Here is a 22,897-nt window from a genome sequence, read left to right on the forward strand (position 1 = left end):
CGCCCAGTTTCGCACAGCGCCGCCGTCCCCGCCGGGCCGGTGCGGCGGAGTGTCCGCGTGAACGGGAGGGCCGGTCCCGTCCGCGAGGCGCCGTCTCCGCTCCGCCCGTCCCGTCGAGCGCCGCAGGGCGGTGCAGTCCTCCGCCGCCGTCCCGCGCCCGCCACCGAATCGAGTCATGAACGCTGCAGCCCCCTCCTCCGGATCCTCGCTCACCGAGCGCATCGAGGACGTCGACGTCTCGGCCGAGATGGAGGGGTCCTTCCTCGAGTACGCGTACTCGGTCATCTACTCGCGGGCCCTCCCCGACGCCCGCGACGGCCTCAAGCCGGTGCAGCGCCGGATCCTCTACATGATGAGCGAGATGGGGCTGCGGCCCGATCACGGCCACGTGAAGTCGGCCCGCGTGGTCGGCGAGGTGATGGGCAAGCTGCACCCGCACGGCGACGCCTCGATCTACGACTCCCTCGTGCGCCTCGCCCAGCCGTTCACGATGAGGGTCGCCCTCGTCGACGGCCACGGCAACTTCGGCTCCCTCGACGACGGCCCGGCCGCGGCCCGGTACACCGAGGCCCGCCTCGCCCCGGCCGCCACGGCCATGACCGAGCACCTCGGCGAGGATGTGGTCGACTTCGTCCCCAACTACGACAACTCGCACGACCAGCCCGAGGTCCTCCCCTCCGCGTTCCCGAACCTGCTCGTGAACGGCGCCAGCGGCATCGCCGTCGGGATGGCGACGAACATGGCGCCCCACAACCTCGTCGAGGTGATCGGGGCGGCCCGGCACCTGATCGCCCATCCCGACGCGTCCCTCGACGACCTGATGTCGTTCGTCCCGGGACCCGACTTCCCCAGCGGTGGCACGATCGTCGGCCTCGCCGGCGTGCGCGACGCCTACGCGACCGGCCGGGGCGGCTTCAAGACCCGCGCCCGCGTCTCGGTCGAGAGCATCACCGCACGCAAGTCCGGCCTGGTCGTCACCGAGCTGCCCTACCTCGTCGGCGCCGAGAAGGTCATCGACAAGATCAAGGACGGCGTCCAGAACAAGAAGCTCAGCGGCATCTCGGACGTCACCGACCTCACGGACCGCGACAACGGCCTCCGGCTCGTCATCGGGATCAAGACCGGCTTCAGTCCCGAGGCCGTCCTCGAGCAGCTCTACCGCTACACGCCCCTCGAGGACGCGTTCTCGATCAACAACGTCGCGCTGGTGGACGGCGGGCCGCGCACCCTCGGCCTGAAGGAGCTGCTGCAGGTCTACATCGGCCACCGGGTGCAGGTCGTCACTCGGCGGACCCGCTACCGTCTGCGGAAGCGCCAGGAGCGGCTGCACCTGGTCGAGGGCCTGCTCGTCGCGATCCTCGACATCGACGAGGTCATCCAGCTGATCCGCGGGAGCGACGACACCGCGGCGGCGCGGGCCCGGCTGATCGAGGTCTTCGACCTCAGCACCCTTCAGGCCGACTACATCCTCGAGCTCCAGCTCCGGCGGCTCACGAGGTTCTCGCGCATCGAGCTCGAGACCGAGCGAGACACCCTCCTCGCCGAGATCGCCGAGCTCGAGGCCCTGCTCGCCAGCCGCTCCCGGATCGACGAGCTGGTCTCGGACGAGCTCGACGAGGTCGCCCAGCGCCTCGGGACCCCGCGGCGCACCCTGCTGACCGAGGCGCGTCCCTCCGTCGCCACCACCGGGCGGAAGACAGCCGCGGTCCTCGAGATCGCGGATGTGCCCTGCCGGGTGCTGCTGAGCACCACCGGACGCATGGTGCGGATCGACCGCGACCCCGAGGCCGCTCCCCACCCCGAGCGCGCCACGCGCCGCTCGAAGCACGACGCCGTGCTCAGCGTGCTCGACACGACCACCCGGACGGAGATCGGCGCGGTCACCAGCGCCGGCCGGCTCCTCCGCTTCTCGGCGGTCGACGTGCCGGCGGTCCCCTCCTCCTCGGTGCAGCTGGGCGCGGGCGTGCGGATGAGCGACTACCTCCCGCACCTGGCGAAGGACGAGCGGGTGCTCGCGCTCGTCGCCCTCGACGACGAGCGGCCGATCGCCCTCGGCACCCAGCAGGGCGTCGTCAAGCGCGTCGCGCCGGGCGAGCTGCCCAACCGCGCGGACATCGAGCTCATCGCTCTCAAGCCCAAGGACGCCGTGGTGGGCGCGGCCGCGTCGGCGGAGGAGGACGAGCTGGTCTTCGTCACCGGCGAGGCCCAGCTGCTGCGCTTCTCCGCGTCCGCCGTCCGCCCCCAGGGCAGGACGGCTGCGGGGATGGCCGGGGTGAAGCTGGCCGAGACCGACGACGTCGTGCACTTCGCCGTCGTCACCTCCGAGGACCGGGACGAGGCCGTCGTCGCGACGGTCGCCGTCGACAGCTGGGCCCTCTCGGGCACCGACACCGGCAGCGCGAAGGTCTCGCCGTTCTCGGAGTTCCCCGCCAAGGGCCGGGCCACCGGCGGAGTCCGCGCGCAGCGCTTCCTCAAGGGCGAGACGGCCCTCGGAGTCGCCTGGGTCGGCCCCGGTCCCGCGCACGCCCTCGAGGCCGACGGCTCGGTCGCCGCGCTGCCGGACTCCGGGATGAAGCGCGACGGCTCCGGAGTGGCACTCGCGGCGCCGATCGCGACGATCGGAGCCGCGCCCGAGCTGTTCTGAGCCCCGCGGCTCAGACGTCGATGCGGTCCCGCGAGAGCGACTCCGACCCGCGGACGATGAACTCCTTGCGCGGCGCCACGTCGTTGCCCATCAGAAGCTCGAACACCCGGCCGGCGTTCTCGGCGTCGGCGACCCGCACCCGGCGGAGGGTGCGGCGGGAGCGGTCCATGGTCGTCGTGGCCAGCTGGTCCGCGTCCATCTCGCCGAGCCCCTTGTAGCGCTGGATCGGGTCCTGGTAGCGACGGCCCGCCTTGCCGAGGGCCGCGAGCACGCTCTGCAGCTCCTTCTCGGAGTAGGTGTAGATCGTCTCGTTCGGCTTCTTCCCCGCGTTCATCACCACGAGCCGGTGCAGCGGAGGCACGGCGGCGAAGACGCGCCCCGCCTCGACGAGCGGCCGCATGTAGCGGAAGAAGAGGGTGAGCAGCAGGGTGCGGATGTGCGCGCCGTCGACGTCGGCGTCGCTCATCAGGATGATCTTCCCGTAGCGGGCGGCCGAGAGGTCGAAGGAGCGGCCGGAGCCGGCTCCGATCACCTGGATCATCGAGGCGCACTCGGCGTTCGAGAGCATGTCGGCGATGCTCGCCTTCTGCGTGTTGAGGATCTTCCCGCGGATCGGCAGCAGGGCCTGGTACTCGCTGTTGCGGGCGAGCTTGGCGGTGCCGAGGGCGGAGTCGCCCTCGACGATGAAGAGCTCGCTGTTCTCGACGTCGCTGCTGCGGCAGTCCACGAGCTTCGCCGGGAGCGAGGAGGACTCCAGCGCGTTCTTGCGTCGCTGCGTCTCCTTGTGCGCGCGCGCCGAGATCCGCGACTTCATCTCGGCGACGACCTTCTCGAGGAGCTGCGAGGTCTGCGCCTTGTCCTCGCGGCGCGGGGAGGAGAACACCGCGCCCAGCGTCGAGGCGATGGTGGAGGCGACGATCGCGCGGACTGCGGGCGTGCCCAGCACCTCCTTCGTCTGGCCCTCGAACTGCGGCTCCGGGAGGCGCACCGTCAGCACGGCGCTGAGCCCGGCGAGCACGTCGTCCTTCTCGAGCTTGTCCGATCCGACCTTGAGGCGACGGGCGTTCGCCTCCACCTGCGAGCGGAGCAGCTTCAGCAGGCCCTGCTCGAAGCCGGTCTGGTGCGTGCCGCCCTTGGGCGTGGAGATGATGTTCACGAAGCTGCGCATCACCGTCTCGTAGCCGGTGCCCCAGCGCAGGGCGATGTCGACCTCGCAGGTGCGCTCCACCTCGGTGGGCACCATCGCGCCGCCGGGGGTCAGCACCGGCACGGTTTCGGTGAAGGTGCCCGAGCCGGTGAGGCGCAGCACCTCGGTCACGGGTGCGTCGGGGGCGAGGAACTCGACGAACTCCGAGATGCCGCCGTCGTAGCGGAACATCTCGGCGCGGCGCTCGTCCGCCCGGTCGTCGACGATGTCGATCGTGAGGCCGGGGACGAGGAACGCGGTCTGCCGGGCGCGCGTCACCAGATCGTCCGTCTGGAACGAGGCGCCCTTCGTGAAGATCTGGCGGTCGGCCCAGTAGCGCACGCGCGTGCCGGTGACGCCCTTGGCGACCTTGCCGACGACCGTCAGCTCCGACCCGTTCTCGAACGGTGTGAACGGAGCGTCGGGGGTGGGCTCGCCCGTATCGGCGAAGCGCCCGGGCTCCCCCCGGTGGAACGACATCCGGTAGGTGCGGCCGTTCCGGTCGACCTCGACGTCCAGGCGCTCCGAGAGCGCGTTGACCACGGAGGCGCCGACGCCGTGCAGACCGCCGGACGCCGCGTAGGACCCCGAGCCGAACTTGCCGCCCGCGTGCAGCTTCGTGAACACGACCTCGACTCCGGTGAGCCCCGTCTTCGGCTCGATGTCGACCGGGATCCCGCGCGCGCGGTCGCGCACCTCGACGCTGCCGTCCTTGTGCAGGAGCACGCTGATCTCGGTCCCGTGCCCGGCCAGCGCCTCGTCGACGGAGTTGTCGATGACCTCCCAGAGGCAGTGCATGAGCCCACGGGAGTCGGTCGACCCGATGTACATGCCGGGCCGCTTCCGGACCGCCTCGAGACCCTCGAGGACGGAGAGGTGACGGGCGTTGTAGTCGGTGGAGGCCATCCGCCCAGTCTACTTTCGGGAGCCGCTCCGGCCGCGGTGGCGCGGCACCCGGCGACAGCACGACGACCGCTCGGCGCGGGGCCCCTACGCGCAGAGCGAAATGCCGACCGATCGTCTCCGTGCGGAAACAATCGCGTGCTTGGATGGGTTCCACTAAGCAGAGATCGAAGACCGAGTGCAGGAGGCCAAGTCATGTCGACCACAGCAACCCAGAACGGCGTGGACGAGCTCGCCGGTGCCCACCAGCTCTCCGCCGCCGACCGCTGCGACAGCTGCGGTGCGCAGGCGTACATCCGAGTGGTCGTGAACAACGGAGAACTGCTGTTCTGCGCACACCACGGGAAGAAGTACCAGGAGAAGCTCTCCAGCATCGCCCAGAGCTGGCACGACGAGTCCGCCCGGCTCTTCGAGGAGCAGCGCCCCTAGCGCGTCCCCGATCAGCCCGGACGGCGCGTCAGCGCCCTACCGAACGACACCGAGCCGCTTCGCGATCACTTCGCGAGCGGCTCGTGCCGTTTCATCGACCAGTCGGAGACGCTCGTCCGACGGGGCGTAGGCGTCGCCGAGTGCGCGCCGGAGGATCGCGTCCGCGAGCGAGGGGTTCTTCGCCAGGACGGGGCCGTGCAGGTGCGTGCCGAGAAGGCCTCCCACCGCGTAGCCCTCGTGTCGGGCGCCGTCACCGGTGCCGTGCAGCACCCGGCCCAGCGCATGCTCGGGCGCGATCCCGGCCATCCGGCGCTCGTGGTTCTCGAAGCCGACGAGGACACCGCCCGGTGTCTCTACGAGGAGGTCGTCGGTCGCGCGCTCGCCGGTGACCGAGTCGCCCGGGAACAGCCCGATCCCCCGGGCGCCGCCCGCGGCCGTGCTGATCGACCCGGCCAGCAACTCCCAGCCGGCTCCGACCGCGACCACCTGAGTGCCCTGGTCGACCCACGTCTGCAGCGTCGGCGCGATCTCGTGGAGCAGCGTCAGGACTCCCGGGAGGTCCTCGTCCGCTCCTGTCCCGGCGACCAGGACGTCCGGACGGATCCCGGCGTCGGAGGCGGTCGCCAGCGGCACCACCTCCGCCTCGATTCCCGACCAGCGCGCCCGAGCCGCGAGGACCCGGGCGTTCGCCGCGTCGCCGTTGCTGTCCAGGACATCGGGAGCGAGCACGGCGATGCGGAGGGTGGTCACGCGGTCTCCTCGCGGTTGGTGACGAGCTGCAGGTGCGCACGGGTGCGGCGCATCGAATCGGCCGAGAAGACGATGGTCTTCCGGCCGGAGGCGGGGGTCGGCAGAGCGAGGAACGCGTCGAGCGCGCGGCCCAGGTCCTCGTCGACGGAATCGACGCGCACACCGTCGTAGCGCAGGTGCAGAGCCGCCTCGTGCGCCTTCGACCCCGAGACGACCCTGACGTGCCCGAGCACGGAGGTGTCCACGGGCCAGAAGTAGGAGGGATCCCGCACGTCGGAGCCGATCGCGAGCATGATCTGCTCGGTCCCCTCGGGGATCTCCGCGATGTTGAGGCGGTAGCTCGCCGGGTTCTGAACCAGGACGAACTCGACCTCCTGGCCGCGCACAGTGACGATCTCGCCCCGCCCGAAGACCGGGTCGATGCTCGAGAGCGCGGAGGCGGCGAGAGCCGGATCGAAGCGCTCGGCGAGCACGGCGCGGGCCGTGGAGACGGCCGCTGCGGCGTCGACCGCGTAGTGGACGCCCCGCGCGGGGAGTCGCACCTCGAGCGGGTCGCCGTCGCTGACGATGCGCGCGTCCGCTCCCCTCGTGCTCTCGACGACGGTGGTGGCACGGTCGGTTCCGGCCTCCGCCTCCGCGGCGTAGCCCAGGCCGCCGGACGCGGAGTCGCGGACGGTGGCGGAGACGCCGTACCAGCGGATCCGCTCGTCGGGGAGAGAGGTCGCGACATCGGCGACGTGGCGGTCGTCGGCGTTCAGCACGACGGGACCGGTGGCGCGGGAGGCGATGGTGCCGAGCATCCGGGCGACCATGGCCGGATCGAAGAAGCGGTCGATCTGGTCGACCACCACGTTCGTCAGCAGGACGACGCGAGGGCGCATCCGGGGCGCGAGGCGCGCGCCGTGACCTTCGTCCATCTCGAGGACGGCGATGTCCGCGTCGATCCGTCCGCGGAGGTCGGCCCGCTCCAGGAGCGCGGAGGTCAGCCCCTGGGCGATGTTGGCCGTCGAGGGGTTGGTGAAGACCCGGAGCCCGTGCGCGCGGAGGACCGCGACCAGCATCTTCGTCGTGGTCGACTTGCCCGCCGACCCCGTGACGACCACGAGGCCGTCCCGGAACCCGTCGAGCACCGCGGGCAGGAATCCGGGCGCGAGGCGGTTCACCACGAGTCCGGGCACGGCGGATCCCCCGCCGGGCTTCCGGACCCGCGCGGCGAACCGGGCGGCCCTCCCGAGGAGGACCGCCGGCGCGTAGCGGATCACCGGCCTACTCGAGGTAGTCGCGGAGCGACTGCGAGCGGGACGGGTGGCGGAGCTTGGCCATCGTCTTGGACTCGATCTGGCGGATGCGCTCGCGCGTCACGCCGAAGGTGTCGCCGATCTGGTCGAGCGTCTTCGGCATGCCGTCGCCGAGGCCGAAGCGCATGCGGATCACGCCGGCCTCGCGCTCCGAGAGCGAGTCGAGCAGCGACTCCAGCTGCTTCTGCAGCATGGTGAAGCCCACGGCGTCGGCCGGCACGACCGCCTCGGTGTCCTCGATGAGGTCGCCGAACTCGCTGTCGCCGTCCTCGCCCAGGGGCGTGTGCAGCGAGATCGGCTCGCGGCCGTACTTCTGAACCTCGATGACCTTCTCGGGAGTCATGTCGAGCTCGCGCGAGAGCTCCTCGGGCGTGGGCTCGCGGCCCAGGTCCTGGAGCATCTGGCGCTGCACGCGGGCCAGCTTGTTGATGACCTCGACCATGTGCACCGGGATGCGGATGGTGCGGGCCTGGTCGGCCATCGCGCGGGTGATCGCCTGGCGGATCCACCACGTCGCGTAGGTCGAGAACTTGAAGCCCTTGGTGTAGTCGAACTTCTCGACCGCACGGATGAGGCCCAGGTTGCCCTCCTGGATGAGGTCGAGGAACTGCATTCCGCGACCGGTGTAGCGCTTGGCGAGGCTGACGACGAGCCTGAGGTTCGCTCCGAGCAGGTGGCTCTTCGCGCGCTGGCCGTCCTTCGCGACCCAGCGCAGCTCGCGGACGAGCTCCGGGCTGAGGTCGGTCGAGTTGGCGAGCTTGTCCTCGGCGAACAGGCCGGCTTCGATGCGCATCGCGAGCTCGACCTCCTCGGCCGCGTTCAGAAGCGCGACCTTGCCGATCTGCTTGAGGTAGTCCTTGACCGGGTCGGCGGTGGCGCCCGTGATCGCGGTCGAGTAGACCGGGACCTCGTCGTCCTCTCCGCCGAAGGACAGCACGAGCGCACCGCTGGGGAGCGGCTCGGCCGGAGCGGCGGCGGCAGCGGCGGCCGGGGCCTCCGGCGTCTCCGCGTCGTCCTTCGCGTCGGTCTCGGTGTCCTCGGCGACGACCTCGGTCTCCTCGTCCTCCGCGGCCTCGTCGGGCCCGACGGCGTCGGTCGGCTCCTCCTCGGTTTCGGCGGGAGCGGCGGCCTTGGTCGTGGCGCGCGAGCGGGTGGTCTTGGCCGCGGTGGTCTTGGCCGCCGTGGTCTTGGCCGCGGGCTTGCGCGTCGCGGGCTTCTTCGTAGTCGTCGTCACGTCGTCGTCGACGGCGTCGAGCGTTGCGGTCTTGGTAGCTCTGGTGGCCATGGCGGCACCTCTCCATCCGTTGCGTCCCGGAGGCGGGCGGCGCCGGGAGGGCGTCGTCCGTCGGTGGGCATTACGAGGACCCATGTCAAGTCGAGGACGTCGCACGCGCGAGGCGGGCCTGGTGCTCCTCGACCCGAACGGGTCCTATTGACAATTATTGCACGTCTGAGTAGTGCAGCCGTGCGGTGCGGTGCGAGTGGGGCTCGATCCGACGGGATCCGGGCCGTTCCACGGGACATCGCGTCTGCAGAAGGGCGGATCGACGGGGGCGACCGTCAGCGCCCCGCGCGGCCGCGGCGCATCCGATCACTCAGTGCAACCCAGAGAGGGGCCACCGTTATTCCCTCGTCCTCGGCCAGGCGACGGCGGGTCCGGCGGCGCGCGACGACGAGTCCGACGACTCCGGCGCCGACCACCACGTACTGCACGCACCACGCCAGGCGGAAGTGCTCGAGCGAGTAGGTCTGCTCCGAGGAGGCGCCGGGACCGGCCAGCGCGTCGAGGATCAGGCCGATCGCGAACATCATCGTGAAGCTGGCCAGGAACCCGCCGACGTTGACCACTCCGTTGGCCGCGCCGAGGCTCCTCGAGGGGTTGAACGTGCGGGCGAAGTCGAATCCGATCATGGAGCCGGGGCCGCCCGCTCCGACGACGATCAGGAGCAGCACGACGAGCCAGTACGGCGGAACGCCGGGCCAGAGCAGCACGACGGTCCAGGCGACCGCCATCGCCGACACGATCCCGAGCACGAGGTTGCTGCGGCGCATGGGGTGGCGGGCGGTCAGGACGCCGAGCACCGGCCCGACGACGATTCCCGCGATCACGACGATCGTGAGGGTCGGCGCGGCGACGGTCGGCGGCAGGCCGATCGCGTAGACGAGGAAGGGGTAGCCCCAGAGCAGCGTGAAGACCGTGCCGGAGGACTGCGTGACGAAGTGCGACCAGAAGCCGAGCTGCGTCCCCGGCCGGCGCAGGCTCACTCCGAGCTGCGCGATCGTCGCCCGGAGCGTCGGCGGCACCACGGTGATCGGCTCGGTCCGCGGCGGGACGTCGGCGACCAGGAGGAGCACGCCGAGGAAGGACACCGCCCCGAGTCCGGCGGCGCTGAGGAACGCGGGCTCCCAGCCGAACGTGTGGAGGATCGCCGCGAACGGGAGCGCGGAGAGGATCTGGCCCACCTGGCCGATGTTGCCGATCCACTGCGAGAGCTGCGGAACGATCGGTCCGTTGAACCAGGTGACCGTGAGGCGGATCACGGAGGTGAAGATCGCGGCGTCCCCCGCTCCGAGCAGGATCCGTCCGACGATCGCGACGCCGATGCTCGGCGCGATCGCGACCACGATCTGGCCCGCCATCATCAGGGCCGTGCCCGAGAGGATCAGAGTCCGCGGGCCGAACCGGTCGATGAGGATCCCGACCGGGATCTGCATCCCGGCGTAGACGATCAGCTGGACGACGGCGAGCGAGGAGAGGACGGCGGCCGCCACTCCGAACCGCTCCGCGGCGTCCACTCCCGCGACGCCCAGCGTCGTGCGGTCCAGGACCGCCACGAGGTAGGCGAAAGCTCCGGCACCGAAGACGAACCAGGCTCGACGATCACGCACTCGTCCGATCCTACGGCCGGTCAGGAGGCGGTGGGCTCCTCGCCCGGGCGGCGGATCGCGAGGAACTTCTCGAGCTCGGCGGCGATCGCGTCGGCGCTGGGGACGAAGCCGTCCTCGTCGGTGAGCGGCGAGCGGAGGCTCGTCCCCTCCATGTAGGTGTCGTGACGGGCCTCGAGGGCCGCGACCAGCTTCTGCAGCTCGTCGTTGCCGCCGACCTGCTCGTCGACCTTGCCGAGGAACTCCCGCCCGCTCTCGCGCAGGCGGTCCGTGGGGAAGATGAGCCCGGTCGACGCGGAGATGCTCTCGAGTGCCGCGACAGCCGCCTGCGGGTACTCGGTGTCCGACAGGTAGTGGGGGATGAGCAGGGCGAAGCCGACCACGGTCAGGCCGCGCTCGTAGAGGCGCAGCTCGAGCAGGTGGAGGACGTTCGAGGGCACCTGCGTGTGCGGCTTCCAGACCGACATCGCCTCGATCAGGTCCTCGCGGTTGCCGCTCACGGTGACGCCGACCGGCCGGGTGTGCGGGACGGGCATCGGGATCGCCTGGACCCATGTGGTCGAGGCGACGTCGAGCCGCTCGAGGAGGGAGACCACCGCGCGGGTGAACCGCTCCCACTGGAAGTCGGGCTCGAAGCCGGTGAGCAGGAGGAACGGCTGGTGCAGCTCGTCGTGCGCGAGCGAGAGCCGGAGCATCGCCGGGCGGTAGTCCGTCAGGTGGTCCTGGTCGAACGTGATGACGGGGCGGCGGGCCCGGTAGTCGAGCAGCTGGTCCTGGTCGAAGACCGCGACCTCGCGGTGCTCGAGGGTCTCGAAGAGGTACTCGCCCAGCTGCCCGACGGCTCCCCCGGCGTCCGCCGAGCCGGTCAGGCCCGCGACGAGGTGCAGCCCCCGCGGGATCTCGGAGAGGTCGCCCTCGATCTCGAACAGGTCTTCCGGATCCAGCATGCTTCCAGTGTAAACGGGGGTCCCGGCGCCCCGGCCGGGTCCGCTGAGCCCTCAGCGAACAGCGCCTAGCATTGCCGCCATGCCCCTCTCCTCTCTCGAGTACTCGACCGTTCCCGCCTCCGACATCGACACCGACGCCCTCGTCCTCGGCGTCGCCCCGGGACCCGACGGTCCCCGGCTCGTCGGCGCGGAGGGCTTCGAGGAGCTGGCCCCCTCGCTGAGCGCGCTCGGCGCGACCGGTGCGGCCGAGACGCTGGTGCGCGTGCCGTCCTCGGTCCGAGCCGGAGTGATCGTCCTCGTCGGCCTCGGCTCCGCGGAGCCCGACGACGCCGCGCTGCGGAACGCGGCGGGCGCCGCCGTCCGCCTGCTCGCCGGGTCCGCCTCCGTCGCCCTCTCCCTCCCCGCCGGCTCCGACGGCACGCTCGCCGCGGTCGCCGAGGGCGCCGCGCTCGGCTCCTACTCCTTCACCGCCTTCCGCGGGAGCACCGCCGCCTCCGCGAAGGCGCCCGTCGAGCACGTCGTCCTGCTGGGCGGCGGAGAGTCGGCCGACCCCGCCGTCCTGGACCGCGCCCTCGTGCTCGGCCGCGCGGTCGGCGCGGTGAAGGACCTCGTCAACACTCCCCCGTCGCACCTCTACCCGCAGACGCTGGCCGAGGCCGTGCAGACCGGCGCCGAGGGACTGCCCCTCGAGGTCACCGTCTGGGACGAGAAGGCCCTCGCGGAGGAGGGGTTCGGCGGCATCCTCGGAGTCGGCAGCGGCTCCTCGCGCCCGCCCCGCCTCGTGAAGGTCGCCTACGCGCCCGAGGGCGCGAGCACCCACCTCGCACTGGTCGGCAAGGGCATCACCTTCGACAGCGGCGGACTCTCGCTCAAGCCGCCGGCCTCGATGATCGGGATGAAGACCGACATGGCGGGCGCGGCGACCGTCTACGCGGTGGTGCGCGCCATCGCCGAGCTGGGTCTCCCGCTCCGCGCGACCGCCTGGCTCTGCATCGCCGAGAACCTCCCCTCCGGGACCGCGATCCGCCCCGACGACGTGCTGACCGTGCGCGGCGGGACCACGGTGGAGGTGCTGAACACCGACGCCGAGGGCCGGCTGGTGCTCGCCGACGGCCTCGTCGCCGCCAGCGAGGAGCAGCCCGACGCGATCATCGACGTCGCGACGCTGACCGGCGCCTCCGTGGTCGCCCTGGGCAACCGGACCGTCGGCGCCCTGGGCGACGACCAGCTGGTCTCGCGCGTCCTCGACGCCGCCCGCACGGCGGGAGAGCCCTTCTGGCAGATGCCCCTCCCCGCGGAGCTGCGGCCGCTGCTCAACTCGGACATCGCCGACATCGCGAACGTCAAGCCGGGCAACACCGCCGGCGGCATGCTCCTCGCCGCCCACTTCCTGCGCGAGTTCGTCGGGAAGCGCGGCGAGGGCGAGGACGCGACCACGATCCCGTGGGCGCACCTCGACATCGCCGGTCCCTCGAGCAACGGCGGCAGCGGCTACGGCTTCACCGGAGCGGGCGCCACGGGCGTCTCGGTGCGCGCACTGATCGCCCTGGCCGAGGGCTTCGCGAGCGCGTAGTAGGGTCGACGGGGCGGGAGATCCCGCCTCGTCCCCCCTCCCGATCCGCTCGGCGCTCAGCGCCGGAGCCGGTCGGCCGGGAAGCGGGACCGCACGTCGCGAGGGAGTCACTGGGTGTCGGAAGAGCGCTACGACCTGGTCGTGCTCGGAGGTGGCAGCGGCGGGTACGCGGCGGCCCTCCGGGCGACGCAGCTCGGGATGAGCGTCGCGCTCGTGGAGCGCGACAAGCTCGGCGGCACCTGCCTGCACCGCGGATGCGTGCCCACCAAGGCCCTCCTGCACGCCGCCGAGCTGGCGGACGGCGCCCGCGAGGGCGAGAAGTACGGTGTGCTCTCGAGCTTCACCGGGATCGACATGGCCGGCGTCACGCGCTACCGCGAAGGCGTCGTCGCGGGCAAGTACAAGGGGCTCCAGAGCCTCGTGTCCTCGCGCGGCATCACGGTCGTCACGGGCGAGGGCCGCCTCACCGCGCCCGGCACCGTGACGGTCGGCGAGCACGTGCTCCACGGCGCATCGGTCGTCGTCGCCACCGGGTCCGCCTCGCGCACTCTTCCCGGGATCGAGATCGGCGGCCGCATCCTGACGAGCGACCAGGCGCTCGAGCTCGACCACGTGCCCGCCAGCGTCGTCGTCCTCGGCGGCGGAGTGATCGGCGTCGAGTTCGCGAGCGTCTGGCGCTCGTTCGGCGCCGAGGTCACGATCGTCGAGGCCCTCCCCCACCTCGTCCCCAACGAGGACGAGAGCGTCAGCAAGCAGCTGGAGCGCGCCTTCCGCAAGCGGGGCATCGCCTTCCAGCTGGGATCCCGCGTCGCATCGGTCTCGCAGAGCGAGGGCGGCGTGTCCGTGTCGCTGGAGAGCGGCGCCACGGTGGAGGGCGAGCTCCTGCTGGTCGCCGTCGGCCGCGGCCCGGTGACCGCGGGCATCGGCCTCGAGGAGGCCGGGGTCCGACTCGACCGCGGCTTCGTGCTGACCGACGAGCGCCTGCAGACCTCCGTCCCCGGCGTGTACGCCGTGGGTGACATCGTGCCGGGGCTCCAGCTCGCGCACCGGAGCTTCCAGCAGGGGATCTTCGTCGCGGAGGAGATCGCCGGCCTGGGGCCGCAGGCCGTCTCGGACGTCAACGTCCCGAAGGTGACCTACAGCGACCCGGAAGTGGCCTCCGTCGGCCTCGGCGAGGCCCGCGCGATCGCCGAGTACGGCGCCGAGCGCGTCGCCGTGTACGACTACGGTCTCGGCGGCAACGCCCGGAGCACGATCATCGGGACCACCGGCTCCGTGAAGGTCGTGCGCCTGGTCGACGGTCCCGTCGTCGGCGTGCACATGATCGGAGCCCGCGTCGGCGAGCTGATCGGCGAGGCTCAGCTCATCGTGAACTGGGAGGCGCACCCCGAGGACGTCGCGCCCTTCGTGCACGCGCACCCCACTCAGAACGAGGCGCTCGGCGAGGCGCACCTCGCTCTGGCCGGGAAGCCGCTGCACGCCCTGTAGAACCACTGCGGTGCGGCGACCCGCCGCTTCCGCATCAGTAAGCTGGACATCGAAACACAAGCGTCTTAAGGAGACAGGCTCATGAGCGAATCCGTCAGCCTCCCGGCACTCGGAGAGAGTGTCACGGAAGGAACGGTCACCCGCTGGCTGAAGAACGTCGGGGACCGCGTCGAGGTGGACGAGCCCCTGCTCGAGGTCTCGACCGACAAGGTCGACACCGAGATCCCGTCCCCCGTCGCGGGCGTGATCGAGGAGATCCTCGTCCAGGAGGACGAGACCGTCGAGGTCGGCGCCGAGCTGGTGCGCATCGGCGACGGCTCCGGAGCCGCGTCGGCGTCCGAGCCCGAGGCTCCCGCCGAGGAGGCCCCCGAGGTCCAGGCCGCCGAGACCGAGGCCACCGACGAGGCGACCCCGTCGGTCGACGCCGAGAGCGACGCCGAGGCTCCCGCCCCGGCCGAGCCCGAGCCCGCCCCGGCTGCCGAGAAGCCCGCCGCCCCCGAGGCCGCGGCCCCCGCTCCGTCGGCTCCCGCCCCGGCCGCCGCCGCCCCGGCCCCCGCTGCCGCCGCGCCCGCCGCCTCCCCGGAGCCCACCGACTCCAACCCCGGCTACGTCACCCCGCTCGTGCGCAAGCTCGCTGGCGAGAACGGCATCGACCTCTCCACCCTCACGGGCACCGGAGTCGGCGGCCGCATCCGCAAGCAGGACGTCCTCGACGCGGTCGAGGCCGCCAAGTCGGCTCCGGCCGCCCCTGTCTCGGCGCCCGCCGCCGCAGCCGCCAAGGCCGCGCGGACCCCGCTCGAGACCTCGCCCCTCCGCGGCACCACGCAGCCGATGTCGCGCCTGCGCAAGGTCCTCGCGCAGCGCGCTGTCGAGTCGATGCAGACGAGCGCCCAGCTCACCTCGGTCATCGAGGTCGACGTCACGGCGGTCGCCCGCTTCCGCGACTCGGTCAAGAAGAGCTTCCAGGAGAAGACCGGCGCCAAGCTGTCCTTCCTCCCGTTCTTCGCCCTCGCGGCGGCCGAGGCGCTCAAGGCCTACCCGGTGATCAACTCGACCCTCGACGGCGAGTCGATCGTCTACCCGGACCACGAGAACATCAGCATCGCCGTCGACACCGAGCGCGGCCTGCTGACCCCGGTCCTCAAGAACGCGTCCGAGCTGAACCTCGCGCAGATCGCCTCCACCATCGGCGACCTGGCCGAGCGCACCCGCAACAACAAGCTGAAGCCCGACGAGCTCGCCGGCGGCACCTTCACGCTGACCAACACCGGTTCGCGCGGAGCCCTCTTCGACACGCCCGTCGTGTTCCTGCCGCAGACCGCGATCCTCGGCACCGGCATCGTCACCAAGAAGCCGGCTGTTGTGCAGGTGGACGGCGCGGACGCCATCGCGATCCGCTCGACCGTCTTCCTCGCGCTGTCGTACGACCACCGCACGGTCGACGGAGCCGACGCGGCGCGCTTCCTGGTCGCGATCAAGGAGCGCCTCGAGGAGGGCTCGTTCGAGAACGACCTCGGCATCTGACACGCTCCCCCTGAGCGCGCCTCTCACGAGGCCGCTCCGGCGTAGACGTCGCGGATGAGCCAGCCGGCCTCCGTCCTGATGATCAGGACGGAGGCCGCTGTCGTTCCCGGGGCCGTCCGGAGGTGCACGACGGCCGACGCGCCGTTCACGTCGACGAGGACCGCCGACACCTCCCCCGTCGCCGGGACGGCGGACGCGGGGCCGTCCGCCGTGACTCCGAGCGGCGAGTCCGCCGTGACCAGTTCGCGGGCGCATTCCCCGTCCCCGCATCCGCGCGCCGCGTCGATCAGAACCTTCGCCGCCTGCTCGGCGTCGAGCGAGGGCGCCGCGACGAGAGCCGTCGGTGCTGCGGTCGTCGCCACCGCCGACGGAGTCGACCGCGTCGGGACGGGTCGGGCTCCGGTGGACGCCTCCGCATCCTGCCCCTGCCGACCGGGCCCGCCCGCGAGCGAACCGGCGAGCACCGCTCCCAGCACGATCGCCGTCCCGACGGACAGCGGTCCCCGACGCCGGACGACGAACGCCCGGAGGTGGTGCTGCCAGCCGTCGAGCGGATGGACCCGCCGGTGCCGGGCAGCCGGGACCGGCGCCGCCTCCCGTCCCCGTCCATCCGCCGCGGACGTCGGCAGGGCCCGCACTGCTCCTCCGATCCCCTGCGGATCCGCGAGTCCGTAGAGGCCGCCCTCCAGCGCCAGCAGGTCGCGGTGCCGCGCGAGTGCGGCGACCGGCAGCTCCGGACAGAGCATCCCGAGGCGCTCCAGGACCCGCTGCAGCGCGTCGCGCGCCGCACGCGGGGTGTCGACGGCGGGCGTCGTCAGCAGCAGCAGGGGCCGGCCCTCCTCCGTCAGGCCGATGTCGTCCGTCGTCGGACCCAGCCAGGCTCCCTCGAGTGCGGCCGAGCGGACGGCTCCGACCACGGGGGCTAGCAGGGTGACCGCCGCGCCGAGTCCGATCCCCCGCTCGACCCGCAGGAACCTCTCGAGCGTGGCGACGACGACAGGAGCGGTCGAGACGACGCACCTCCTCGGAGACGACTCCACCCGGACGATGCGCTCACGGTGGCGGTGCTCGGCGAGCCGAGCCACCGGCGAGGCCTGCAGCGCCACGGCGTCCCGGGGCCGCATCGTCCTCTCGACCGGCGGTGCGGCGTCCGGCGCAGGCGTCCGCCGCCTCCCCGCCCGCACTCCGCCGATCCTCCGGCCCTGGACCGTCCCGCTGCTCGTCATGAGGGGAGCCTGGCCGCAGACAGCGGCGGAGGAGGCCCGCCGATCCCGATCGGTGGAGGGATCGGCGCACGCGTCCTCTGTGGAGGGGCCGGATCCGCCTCCGGGGTCCGCCGCCGCGCTCCCGCTCGGTATCCTTGACGTCATGGCACGCAGCACGGAACCGTCGACGAAGGCGGTCAAGGAACCCGGACGTCTCAAGCAGATGTGGCAGGTGTTCCAGATGACCCGCCGCTACGACAGCAGCGCCGTCTGGATCATCCTCCTCGCGCTCCTGCTCCCGATCCTGCTCGGCGTGCTCCTCGGCATCCTGCTCGGCAACGGCAACGGCTTCGTGATCGCGCTGTGGATCATCGTGGGCGTGATGGCCGGCCTCGTCGCCGGACTCGCCGTGCTCTCGCGTCGCGCCGAGCGCGCCGCCTACGGTCAGATCGCCGGGCAGCCCGGGGCGGTCGGCGCCGTCCTGCGCAGCGGCCTGCGCGGCACCTGGACCGGCGGTGAGATGCCCGTCGCCGTCAACGGCAAGACCCAGGACGCCGTCTACCGCGCGGTCGGGCGTGGCGGCGTCGTGCTGATCGCGGAGGGCCCCGCCTCCCGCACCAAGCGCATGCTCGAGGACGAGCGGCGCAAGGTGTCGCGGATCCTGCCGAACGTCCCCGTCACCTTCGTGCACGTCGGCTCCGACGCCGACGCGACTCCGCTGCACAAGGTGCCGAGCCGCCTCTCGAAGACGAAGAAGGTCCTCACCAAGGCCGAGGTGCTCGCGGTGAAGAACCGCCTCTCCTCGCTCAACACGTCGCTGCCCATCCCGAAGGGCGTCGACCCCTTCAAGGTGCGCCCGCAGCGCTCGCGCTGACGCACGACACGGCAGGCCGGTCGGGATCCCTCCCGGCCGGCTTGCTCCGTCTGCGGCACCCGTCAGTAGCGGACGAGCACCGTCCCGGCCACCTTGTCGTGGAAGCCGCGCTGATCCGAGTCCCAGACGAGCGCCGGCACCAGCACGGCCAGCAGCACCGAGCGCACGATCGGGCGCCACACGCCGACCCAGCCCCCGCCGAGCCGGATGACGCGCATCCCGAGCATGCGGTGACCGATGCTGCCGCCGATGGTGGGGATGAAGACGACCTGCAGCAGGACGAACAGCAGCAGGCTCGCCCACCGGTCGTAGTCGAAGAATGCGAGCGACAGCAGCGCGGCGACGGCGAAGTCGACGGCCAGGGCGGCGATGCGGCGGCCGGAGCGTCCGATCGAGAGACGGCCCTCTCGGGGGAGGCCGAGGCGCTCCCCCGGGTACGAGCTCGGGGCGGCGTCGGCGAAGGTCCTGCGGTCGGCGGCTGGCATCCTCCGATCCTATCCGCGGCGTCTCGGCGCGGCCCGAGGGCGGGTGGTCCGGCCCGCGACGTGGAGCCCGACCCCGGACGGGCCCCGTAACATGTCGGAAACAACAGGGACACGGTGGGGAAACCCCCTGTCACTACCCTGGAACGGCTGCGCTCTGCAGCACCCCGTTACGCCATTGGAGACCTTTGCATGTTTAAAGATTCTTCCGAGGTGCTCACGTTCATCAAGGACACGGACGTCAAGTTCCTCGACATCCGGTTCACCGATCTCCCCGGTGTCCAGCAGCACTTCAACATCCCCGCCTCGACGGTCGACGAGGAGTTCTTCTCCGTCGGCCAGCTCTTCGACGGGTCCTCGATCCGCGGATTCGCGAACATCCACGAATCGGACATGCAGCTGATCCCTGACGTGACCACCGCCTACGTGGACCCGTTCCGCGTCGAGCGCACGCTGATCCTCGTCTTCGACATCTACAACCCGCGCAACGGCGAGATCTACTCCAAGGACCCGCGCCAGGTCGCGAAGAAGGCCGAGAAGTACCTCGCGTCGACCGGCATCGCCGACACCGCGTTCTTCGCCCCCGAGGCGGAGTTCTACATCTTCGACGACGTCCGCTACGAGGTCACGCAGAACGCCGCGTTCCACTCCGTCGACTCGGTCGAGGGCGCCTGGAACTCGGGACGCGTCGAGGAGGGCGGCAACCTCGGCAACAAGACGCCCTACAAGGGCGGCTACTTCCCCGTCAGCCCGGTCGACAAGCAGGCCGACCTCCGCGACGACATCTGCCTCAAGCTGATCGACGCCGGCCTCATCCTCGAGCGCTCGCACCACGAGGTGGGCACCGGCGGCCAGGCCGAGATCAACTACCGCTTCGACACGATGGTCCACGCGGCGGACGACATCCTGAAGTTCAAGTACATCGTCAAGAACACGGCCGAGCAGTGGGGCAAGACCGCCACGTTCATGCCGAAGCCGCTCTTCGGCGACAACGGCTCGGGCATGCACACCCACCAGTCGCTGTGGAACGACGGCACGCCGCTGTTCTACGACGAGAACGGCTACGGCGGTCTCTCGGACGTCGCGCGCTGGTACATCGGCGGCCTGCTCAAGCACGCCCCCGCCGTCCTCGCGTTCACGAACCCGACGGTCAACTCGTACCACCGCCTGATCCCGGGCTTCGAGGCGCCGGTCAACCTGGTCTACTCGGCCGGCAACCGCTCCGCGTCCATCCGCATCCCGATCACGGGCACCAACCCGAAGGCCAAGCGCATCGAGTTCCGCGCGCCCGACGCCTCCGGCAACCCGTACCTCGCGTTCGCCGCCCAGCTGATGGCGGGCCTCGACGGCATCAAGAACCGCATCGAGCCGCACGAGCCGGTCGACAAGGACCTCTACGAGCTGCCCCCCGAGGAGGCGAAGCTCATCCCGCAGGTCCCCGCGACCCTCGGCGAGGCGCTCGACGCCCTCGAGGCCGACCACGACTTCCTCCTCCAGGGCGGCGTGTTCACTCAGGAGCTCATCGACACCTGGATCGAGTACAAGCGCGAGAAGGAGATCAAGCCGCTCGCGCAGCGTCCTCACCCGTTCGAGTTCGAGCTGTACTACGGGGTCTGATCCCGCAGCACTGCCGAAGGGCCGTTCCTCCTCGGAGGGGCGGCCCTTCGCCGTTCCCGGCTCCCGGCGTCAGCGGTAGGAGGGGGCGTCCTCCGGGGCCGGCCCGTAGAACAGCCGCTCGAAGACCGCACGGGAGCGGCGGGTCACGCCGAGGTAGTCGTCCTCGAGCGCCGTCGCGGATCCTGCCGGGTACTCCAGCAGGCGCGCGACGCCCTCGAGCTGACGGCGGTCGGTCGGGAGGACGTCGCTGGTGCGGTTGCCCCAGAGCGTGGTGCCCGAGCGGACGCGCGACGCGAGGATCCACGCGGCGCGCAGCCGCTCCGCGTCCTGCGAGCCGACCATGCCCTCCTCCTCCGCGACCGCGAGGGCCGTGAGGGTCGAGGTCGTCCGGAGCGCCGGGGTCCGCCGTGCGTGCTGCAGCTGGAGGAGCTGCACCAGCCACTCGACGTCGCTGAGCGATCCGCGGCCGAGCTTCAGGTGACGGCGGGGGTCGGCGCCCTGCGGCAGGCGCTCGCTCTCGACCCGTGCCTTGATCCGCTTCACCTCGCGGATGTCGCGGTCGGAGACCGCTCCCGGGTAGCGGACCCCGTCGGCCAGCTCCTCGAAGTCCTCGATGAGCGCCGGGTCCCCCGCCACTCCCCGCGCCCGGAGCAGCGCCTGCGCCTCCCAGGTCAGGGACCAGCGGGCGTAGTAGGCGCGGTACGAGTCGAGGGATCGCACGAGGGGCCCGTTCTTGCCCTCGGGCCGCAGGTCGGCGTCGAGATCGAGCGGCAAGCGGGAGTCCTCGGTGAGCCGGACCAGCTCGGCGACGACGAACTGCGAGTAGAGCTGGGCCTGATGCGGCTCGGCCGTGCCGGGGCGCTGGACGTACATCACGTCGGCGTCGGAGCCGAAGCCCAGCTCTGCTCCCCCGTACCGGCCCATGCCGATGATCGCGAACTCCGCGTCGGCGCCGGGCCGGGTCGCGCTGCCGCGCCGGATCGCGGCGAGCACTCCGCCCAGCAGCGCGCTGATGATGTCGGTGAGGCTGGTCGCGATCTCCTCGATCGAGCTGAGGCCGAGCACGCCCCCCATGGCGGTCCGCAGCACCTCGCGCCGGCGCATCGAGCGGAGGACCGAGGCGACCGCGTCGGGCGTCTCGTGCCGGGCGAGCACGGCGCGCACCTCCTCGGCGAGCTGGGCGGCGCTGCGGGGCCGGAGGGCGCCGTCGTCCTCGAGCCAGGCCGCCGACTCCGGGATGCGGTCGAGCAGCTCGCCCACGAAGCGCGACCCGGAGAGCACCGTGGTCAGACGCTTCGCCGCTCCCGACGAGTCGCGCAGCATCCGGAGGAACCAGGGCGTCCCGCCCAGCGCGTCGCTGAGCCGCCGGAACGCGAGCAGGCCGTAGTCGGGGTCAGGGCCGTCGGCGAACCACTGCAGCATCACCGGCACGAGGTGGCGCTGGATGCTCGCGCGGCGCGAGACGCCGGAGGTCATCGCGGCGATGTGGCCGAGCGCCCCGCGGGCGTCCGCGAAGCCGATGGCGGCGAGGCGCGCCTCCGCCTGACCGGTGGACAGCTCGGCGCCGCCGTCGGAGAGCGCGGCGACCGCGGAGAGCAGCGGACGGTAGAACAGGCGCTCGTGCAGGCCCCGGACGCGGTGCTTGATGCCGTTCCAGACGGTCAGCAGCTCCTCCGCGGTGCGGGCGAGGCCGCTGGAGCGGGCGAGGGTCCGCAGCTCGTGCTCGTCCCGCGGCATGAGGTGCGTGCGTCGCAGACGCCGCAGCTGGAGGCGGTGCTCGAGCAGCCGGAGGGCTCGGTAGTCCTGTGCGAACTCCTCGGCGGCGGAGCGGCCGATGTACCCGCGGTCGGCGAGGGCGCCGAGGGCGAGGAGGGTCCCGGGCATGCGGATCTCGTCGTCGGTCTGCCCGTGGACGAGCTGGAGCAGCTGCACCGTGAACTCGATGTCGCGCAGGCCGCCGGGCCCCAGCTTGATCTGGTAATGGACGTCGTTCTGCGGGATGTTCTCGGTGACCCGCTCCCGCATCCGCTGCACCGACTCGACGAAGTTCTCGCGGGAGGCGCTCGACCAGACCTTGGGCGCGACCGCGTCGACGTACGCCCGCCCCAGCTCCTGGTCGCCGGCGAGCGGGCGCGCCTTCAGCAGCGCCTGGAACTCCCAGCTCTTCGCCCACCTGTCGTAGTAGGTGATGTGCGATTCGAGGGTTCGCACGAGCGCGCCCTGCTTGCCCTCCGGGCGGAGGTTCGGGTCGACCTCCCAGAGCTCCGGCTCCATCGCCAGCGCGGACGTCCCGCGCATGAGGAGCACGGCGAGCCGGGTGGCGACGTCGATCGCGCGGGCGTTCGACAGCTCCTTCTCCGGGTCGCCCTCGGCGACGAAGATCACGTCGACGTCGCTGACGTAGTTCAGCTCGGACGCCCCCGCCTTGCCCATGCCGATGACGGCGAAACGGGTGGCGGCGACCTCGTCCCGGCCGAAGCGGCCAGGGCCCGTGCCCTCGACCAGCTCGGTCCGCGCCACGGCGAGGGACGCCTCCAGCGCAGCTCCGGCGAGGTCGGCCAGCGCCCTCGTCACCCGGTCGATCGCCGCGACGGGGTCGGCCTGGCTCAGGTCGTGGACGACGATCCTGGTGAGGAGGCGGCGGTACCGCACGCGCAGGGCCGTCCAGCCCGCCTCCTCCCGGAGCGACGAGAAGCCGTCGACGGCGCCGACCGACTCGAGCAGCTCGGCCTTCATCTCGGCGCGCCCCGGGAGGGTGCGCACGGGCTCGAGGACGCTGGCCAGCTCGTCGGGCCGGCGCTGGAGGAAGTCGGCGAGGCCGGAGGAGGCCCCGACCACCAGCAGCAGCCGCGTCAGAGCCTCGTCGTCGGCGAGGACCGCGTCCATCCGGTCGCGGTGCCGCCGCAGCAGGTCGATCAGAGCGAGCAGTGCCTCGTCCGGATCCGCCACCCGGGCGAAGGAGGGCAGCACCGATTCGAGCTGCCGCCCGGCCAGCGCCTCCGCCTCGGCCAGCCGCTCCCCGGTCTCGCCGAGCGCGGCGAAGCCGAGGCGTGCGACATCGCGGAGGGAGCGTTCGCGGGGCATGGCCGAG

Annotated in this window: 16 protein-coding genes; 7 read left to right on the plus strand and 9 right to left on the minus strand. The window is 71.9% G+C overall.

Features of this window, described 5'->3' with window-relative positions; translation table 11 throughout:
- Positions 1–175 precede the first annotated feature (175 nt).
- Positions 176–2,644 carry a DNA topoisomerase (ATP-hydrolyzing) gene (locus GSU45_RS08280; protein ID WP_159914176.1) on the plus strand — a complete coding sequence of 823 codons (2,469 nt, stop codon included), beginning with the start codon at positions 176–178 and terminating at the stop codon, positions 2,642–2,644.
- Positions 2,645–2,654: 10 nt separating this feature from the next.
- Here GSU45_RS08280 and GSU45_RS08285 read toward each other — a convergent pair whose 3' ends face one another.
- Positions 2,655–4,736 (minus strand): DNA topoisomerase IV subunit B, encoded by a 2,082-nt coding sequence (locus GSU45_RS08285; protein WP_159914178.1) that lies wholly within the window; start codon positions 4,734–4,736, stop codon positions 2,655–2,657.
- A 192-nt stretch (positions 4,737–4,928) separates the two neighbouring features.
- On the opposite strand from GSU45_RS08285, the gene GSU45_RS08290 reads away from it, so the two are divergent.
- Positions 4,929–5,162 carry a hypothetical protein gene (locus GSU45_RS08290; RefSeq protein ID WP_068212876.1) on the plus strand — a complete coding sequence of 78 codons (234 nt, stop codon included), beginning with the start codon at positions 4,929–4,931 and terminating at the stop codon, positions 5,160–5,162.
- Positions 5,163–5,198: 36 nt separating this feature from the next.
- Here GSU45_RS08290 and GSU45_RS08295 read toward each other — a convergent pair whose 3' ends face one another.
- The 5 genes from GSU45_RS08295 to GSU45_RS08315 all read right to left on the minus strand — a co-directional run bounded on the left by GSU45_RS08295 (position 5,199) and on the right by GSU45_RS08315 (position 11,043).
- Positions 5,199–5,912 (minus strand): cobyric acid synthase, encoded by a 714-nt coding sequence (locus GSU45_RS08295; RefSeq protein WP_159914180.1) that lies wholly within the window; start codon positions 5,910–5,912, stop codon positions 5,199–5,201.
- Entirely contained in the window at positions 5,909–7,174 is a 1,266-nt protein-coding gene (locus tag GSU45_RS08300; RefSeq protein WP_159914182.1) for a MurT ligase domain-containing protein, read from the minus strand. Before GSU45_RS08300 ends, GSU45_RS08295 begins: the two co-directional genes overlap by 4 nt.
- Positions 7,175–7,178: 4 nt before the next feature.
- Positions 7,179–8,495 carry an RNA polymerase sigma factor gene (locus GSU45_RS08305; protein ID WP_159914184.1) on the minus strand — a complete coding sequence of 439 codons (1,317 nt, stop codon included), beginning with the start codon at positions 8,493–8,495 and terminating at the stop codon, positions 7,179–7,181.
- Positions 8,496–8,770: 275 nt separating this feature from the next.
- Positions 8,771–10,099 (minus strand): MFS transporter, encoded by a 1,329-nt coding sequence (locus GSU45_RS08310; protein ID WP_159914186.1) that lies wholly within the window; start codon positions 10,097–10,099, stop codon positions 8,771–8,773.
- Between the two features lie 20 nt (positions 10,100–10,119).
- Positions 10,120–11,043, minus strand: a complete 924-nt coding sequence (locus GSU45_RS08315) for a PAC2 family protein (RefSeq protein ID WP_159914188.1) — start codon at positions 11,041–11,043, stop codon at positions 10,120–10,122.
- Positions 11,044–11,122: 79 nt separating this feature from the next.
- On the opposite strand from GSU45_RS08315, the gene GSU45_RS08320 reads away from it, so the two are divergent.
- From GSU45_RS08320 to sucB, 3 genes are all read left to right on the plus strand, one after another.
- Positions 11,123–12,616, plus strand: coding sequence for a leucyl aminopeptidase (locus GSU45_RS08320; protein WP_159914190.1), 1,494 nt, complete (start codon positions 11,123–11,125; stop codon positions 12,614–12,616).
- Between the two features lie 114 nt (positions 12,617–12,730).
- Positions 12,731–14,104, plus strand: coding sequence for a dihydrolipoyl dehydrogenase (gene lpdA / locus GSU45_RS08325; protein WP_159914192.1), 1,374 nt, complete (start codon positions 12,731–12,733; stop codon positions 14,102–14,104).
- A gap of 81 nt (positions 14,105–14,185) precedes the next feature.
- The gene (sucB, locus tag GSU45_RS08330; protein WP_104325722.1) at positions 14,186–15,628 is read left to right on the plus strand and encodes a 2-oxoglutarate dehydrogenase, E2 component, dihydrolipoamide succinyltransferase; all 1,443 of its coding nucleotides are present in this window, start codon (positions 14,186–14,188) and stop codon (positions 15,626–15,628) included.
- 23 nt (positions 15,629–15,651) lie between these two features.
- Here sucB and GSU45_RS08335 read toward each other — a convergent pair whose 3' ends face one another.
- Positions 15,652–16,854, minus strand: a complete 1,203-nt coding sequence (locus GSU45_RS08335; RefSeq protein WP_159914194.1) for a hypothetical protein — start codon at positions 16,852–16,854, stop codon at positions 15,652–15,654.
- Positions 16,855–16,996: 142 nt separating this feature from the next.
- Between GSU45_RS08335 and GSU45_RS08340 the strand changes: the two genes are divergently transcribed.
- Entirely contained in the window at positions 16,997–17,707 is a 711-nt protein-coding gene (locus GSU45_RS08340) for a DUF4191 domain-containing protein (RefSeq protein WP_104223728.1), read from the plus strand.
- A gap of 62 nt (positions 17,708–17,769) precedes the next feature.
- Here the strand turns inward: GSU45_RS08340 and GSU45_RS08345 are convergent, their stop codons facing one another.
- Entirely contained in the window at positions 17,770–18,192 is a 423-nt protein-coding gene (locus tag GSU45_RS08345; RefSeq protein ID WP_159914196.1) for an RDD family protein, read from the minus strand.
- Between the two features lie 189 nt (positions 18,193–18,381).
- Between GSU45_RS08345 and glnA the strand changes: the two genes are divergently transcribed.
- Positions 18,382–19,806, plus strand: coding sequence for a type I glutamate--ammonia ligase (gene glnA / locus GSU45_RS08350; RefSeq protein ID WP_068253230.1), 1,425 nt, complete (start codon positions 18,382–18,384; stop codon positions 19,804–19,806).
- Between the two features lie 69 nt (positions 19,807–19,875).
- Here the strand turns inward: glnA and GSU45_RS08355 are convergent, their stop codons facing one another.
- Complete coding sequence (locus GSU45_RS08355) at positions 19,876–22,890, minus strand: bifunctional [glutamine synthetase] adenylyltransferase/[glutamine synthetase]-adenylyl-L-tyrosine phosphorylase (RefSeq protein ID WP_159914198.1); 3,015 nt, start codon at positions 22,888–22,890, stop codon at positions 19,876–19,878.
- Between the last annotated feature and the right edge of the window lie 7 nt (positions 22,891–22,897).

The sequence above is a fragment of the Rathayibacter sp. VKM Ac-2801 genome (genome assembly GCF_009834245.1).
In the GTDB taxonomy this organism is placed as follows: Bacteria; Actinomycetota; Actinomycetes; order Actinomycetales; family Microbacteriaceae; genus Rathayibacter.

What these genes read in the sequence shown, in the direction of transcription:
- GSU45_RS08280 (WP_159914176.1), top strand. Translation starts at nt 176, where the DNA reads ATGAACGCTGCAGCCCCCTCCTCCGGATCCTCGCTCACCGAGCGCATC.
- GSU45_RS08285 (WP_159914178.1), bottom strand. Translation starts at nt 4,736, where the DNA reads ATGGCCTCCACCGACTACAACGCCCGTCACCTCTCCGTCCTCGAGGGT.
- GSU45_RS08290 (WP_068212876.1), top strand. Translation starts at nt 4,929, where the DNA reads ATGTCGACCACAGCAACCCAGAACGGCGTGGACGAGCTCGCCGGTGCC.
- GSU45_RS08305 (WP_159914184.1), bottom strand. Translation starts at nt 8,495, where the DNA reads ATGGCCACCAGAGCTACCAAGACCGCAACGCTCGACGCCGTCGACGAC.
- GSU45_RS08315 (WP_159914188.1), bottom strand. Translation starts at nt 11,043, where the DNA reads ATGCTGGATCCGGAAGACCTGTTCGAGATCGAGGGCGACCTCTCCGAG.
- GSU45_RS08320 (WP_159914190.1), top strand. Translation starts at nt 11,123, where the DNA reads ATGCCCCTCTCCTCTCTCGAGTACTCGACCGTTCCCGCCTCCGACATC.
- sucB (WP_104325722.1), top strand. Translation starts at nt 14,186, where the DNA reads ATGAGCGAATCCGTCAGCCTCCCGGCACTCGGAGAGAGTGTCACGGAA.
- GSU45_RS08335 (WP_159914194.1), bottom strand. Translation starts at nt 16,854, where the DNA reads ATGACGAGCAGCGGGACGGTCCAGGGCCGGAGGATCGGCGGAGTGCGG.
- GSU45_RS08340 (WP_104223728.1), top strand. Translation starts at nt 16,997, where the DNA reads ATGGCACGCAGCACGGAACCGTCGACGAAGGCGGTCAAGGAACCCGGA.
- GSU45_RS08345 (WP_159914196.1), bottom strand. Translation starts at nt 18,192, where the DNA reads ATGCCAGCCGCCGACCGCAGGACCTTCGCCGACGCCGCCCCGAGCTCG.
- glnA (WP_068253230.1), top strand. Translation starts at nt 18,382, where the DNA reads ATGTTTAAAGATTCTTCCGAGGTGCTCACGTTCATCAAGGACACGGAC.
- GSU45_RS08355 (WP_159914198.1), bottom strand. Translation starts at nt 22,890, where the DNA reads ATGCCCCGCGAACGCTCCCTCCGCGATGTCGCACGCCTCGGCTTCGCC.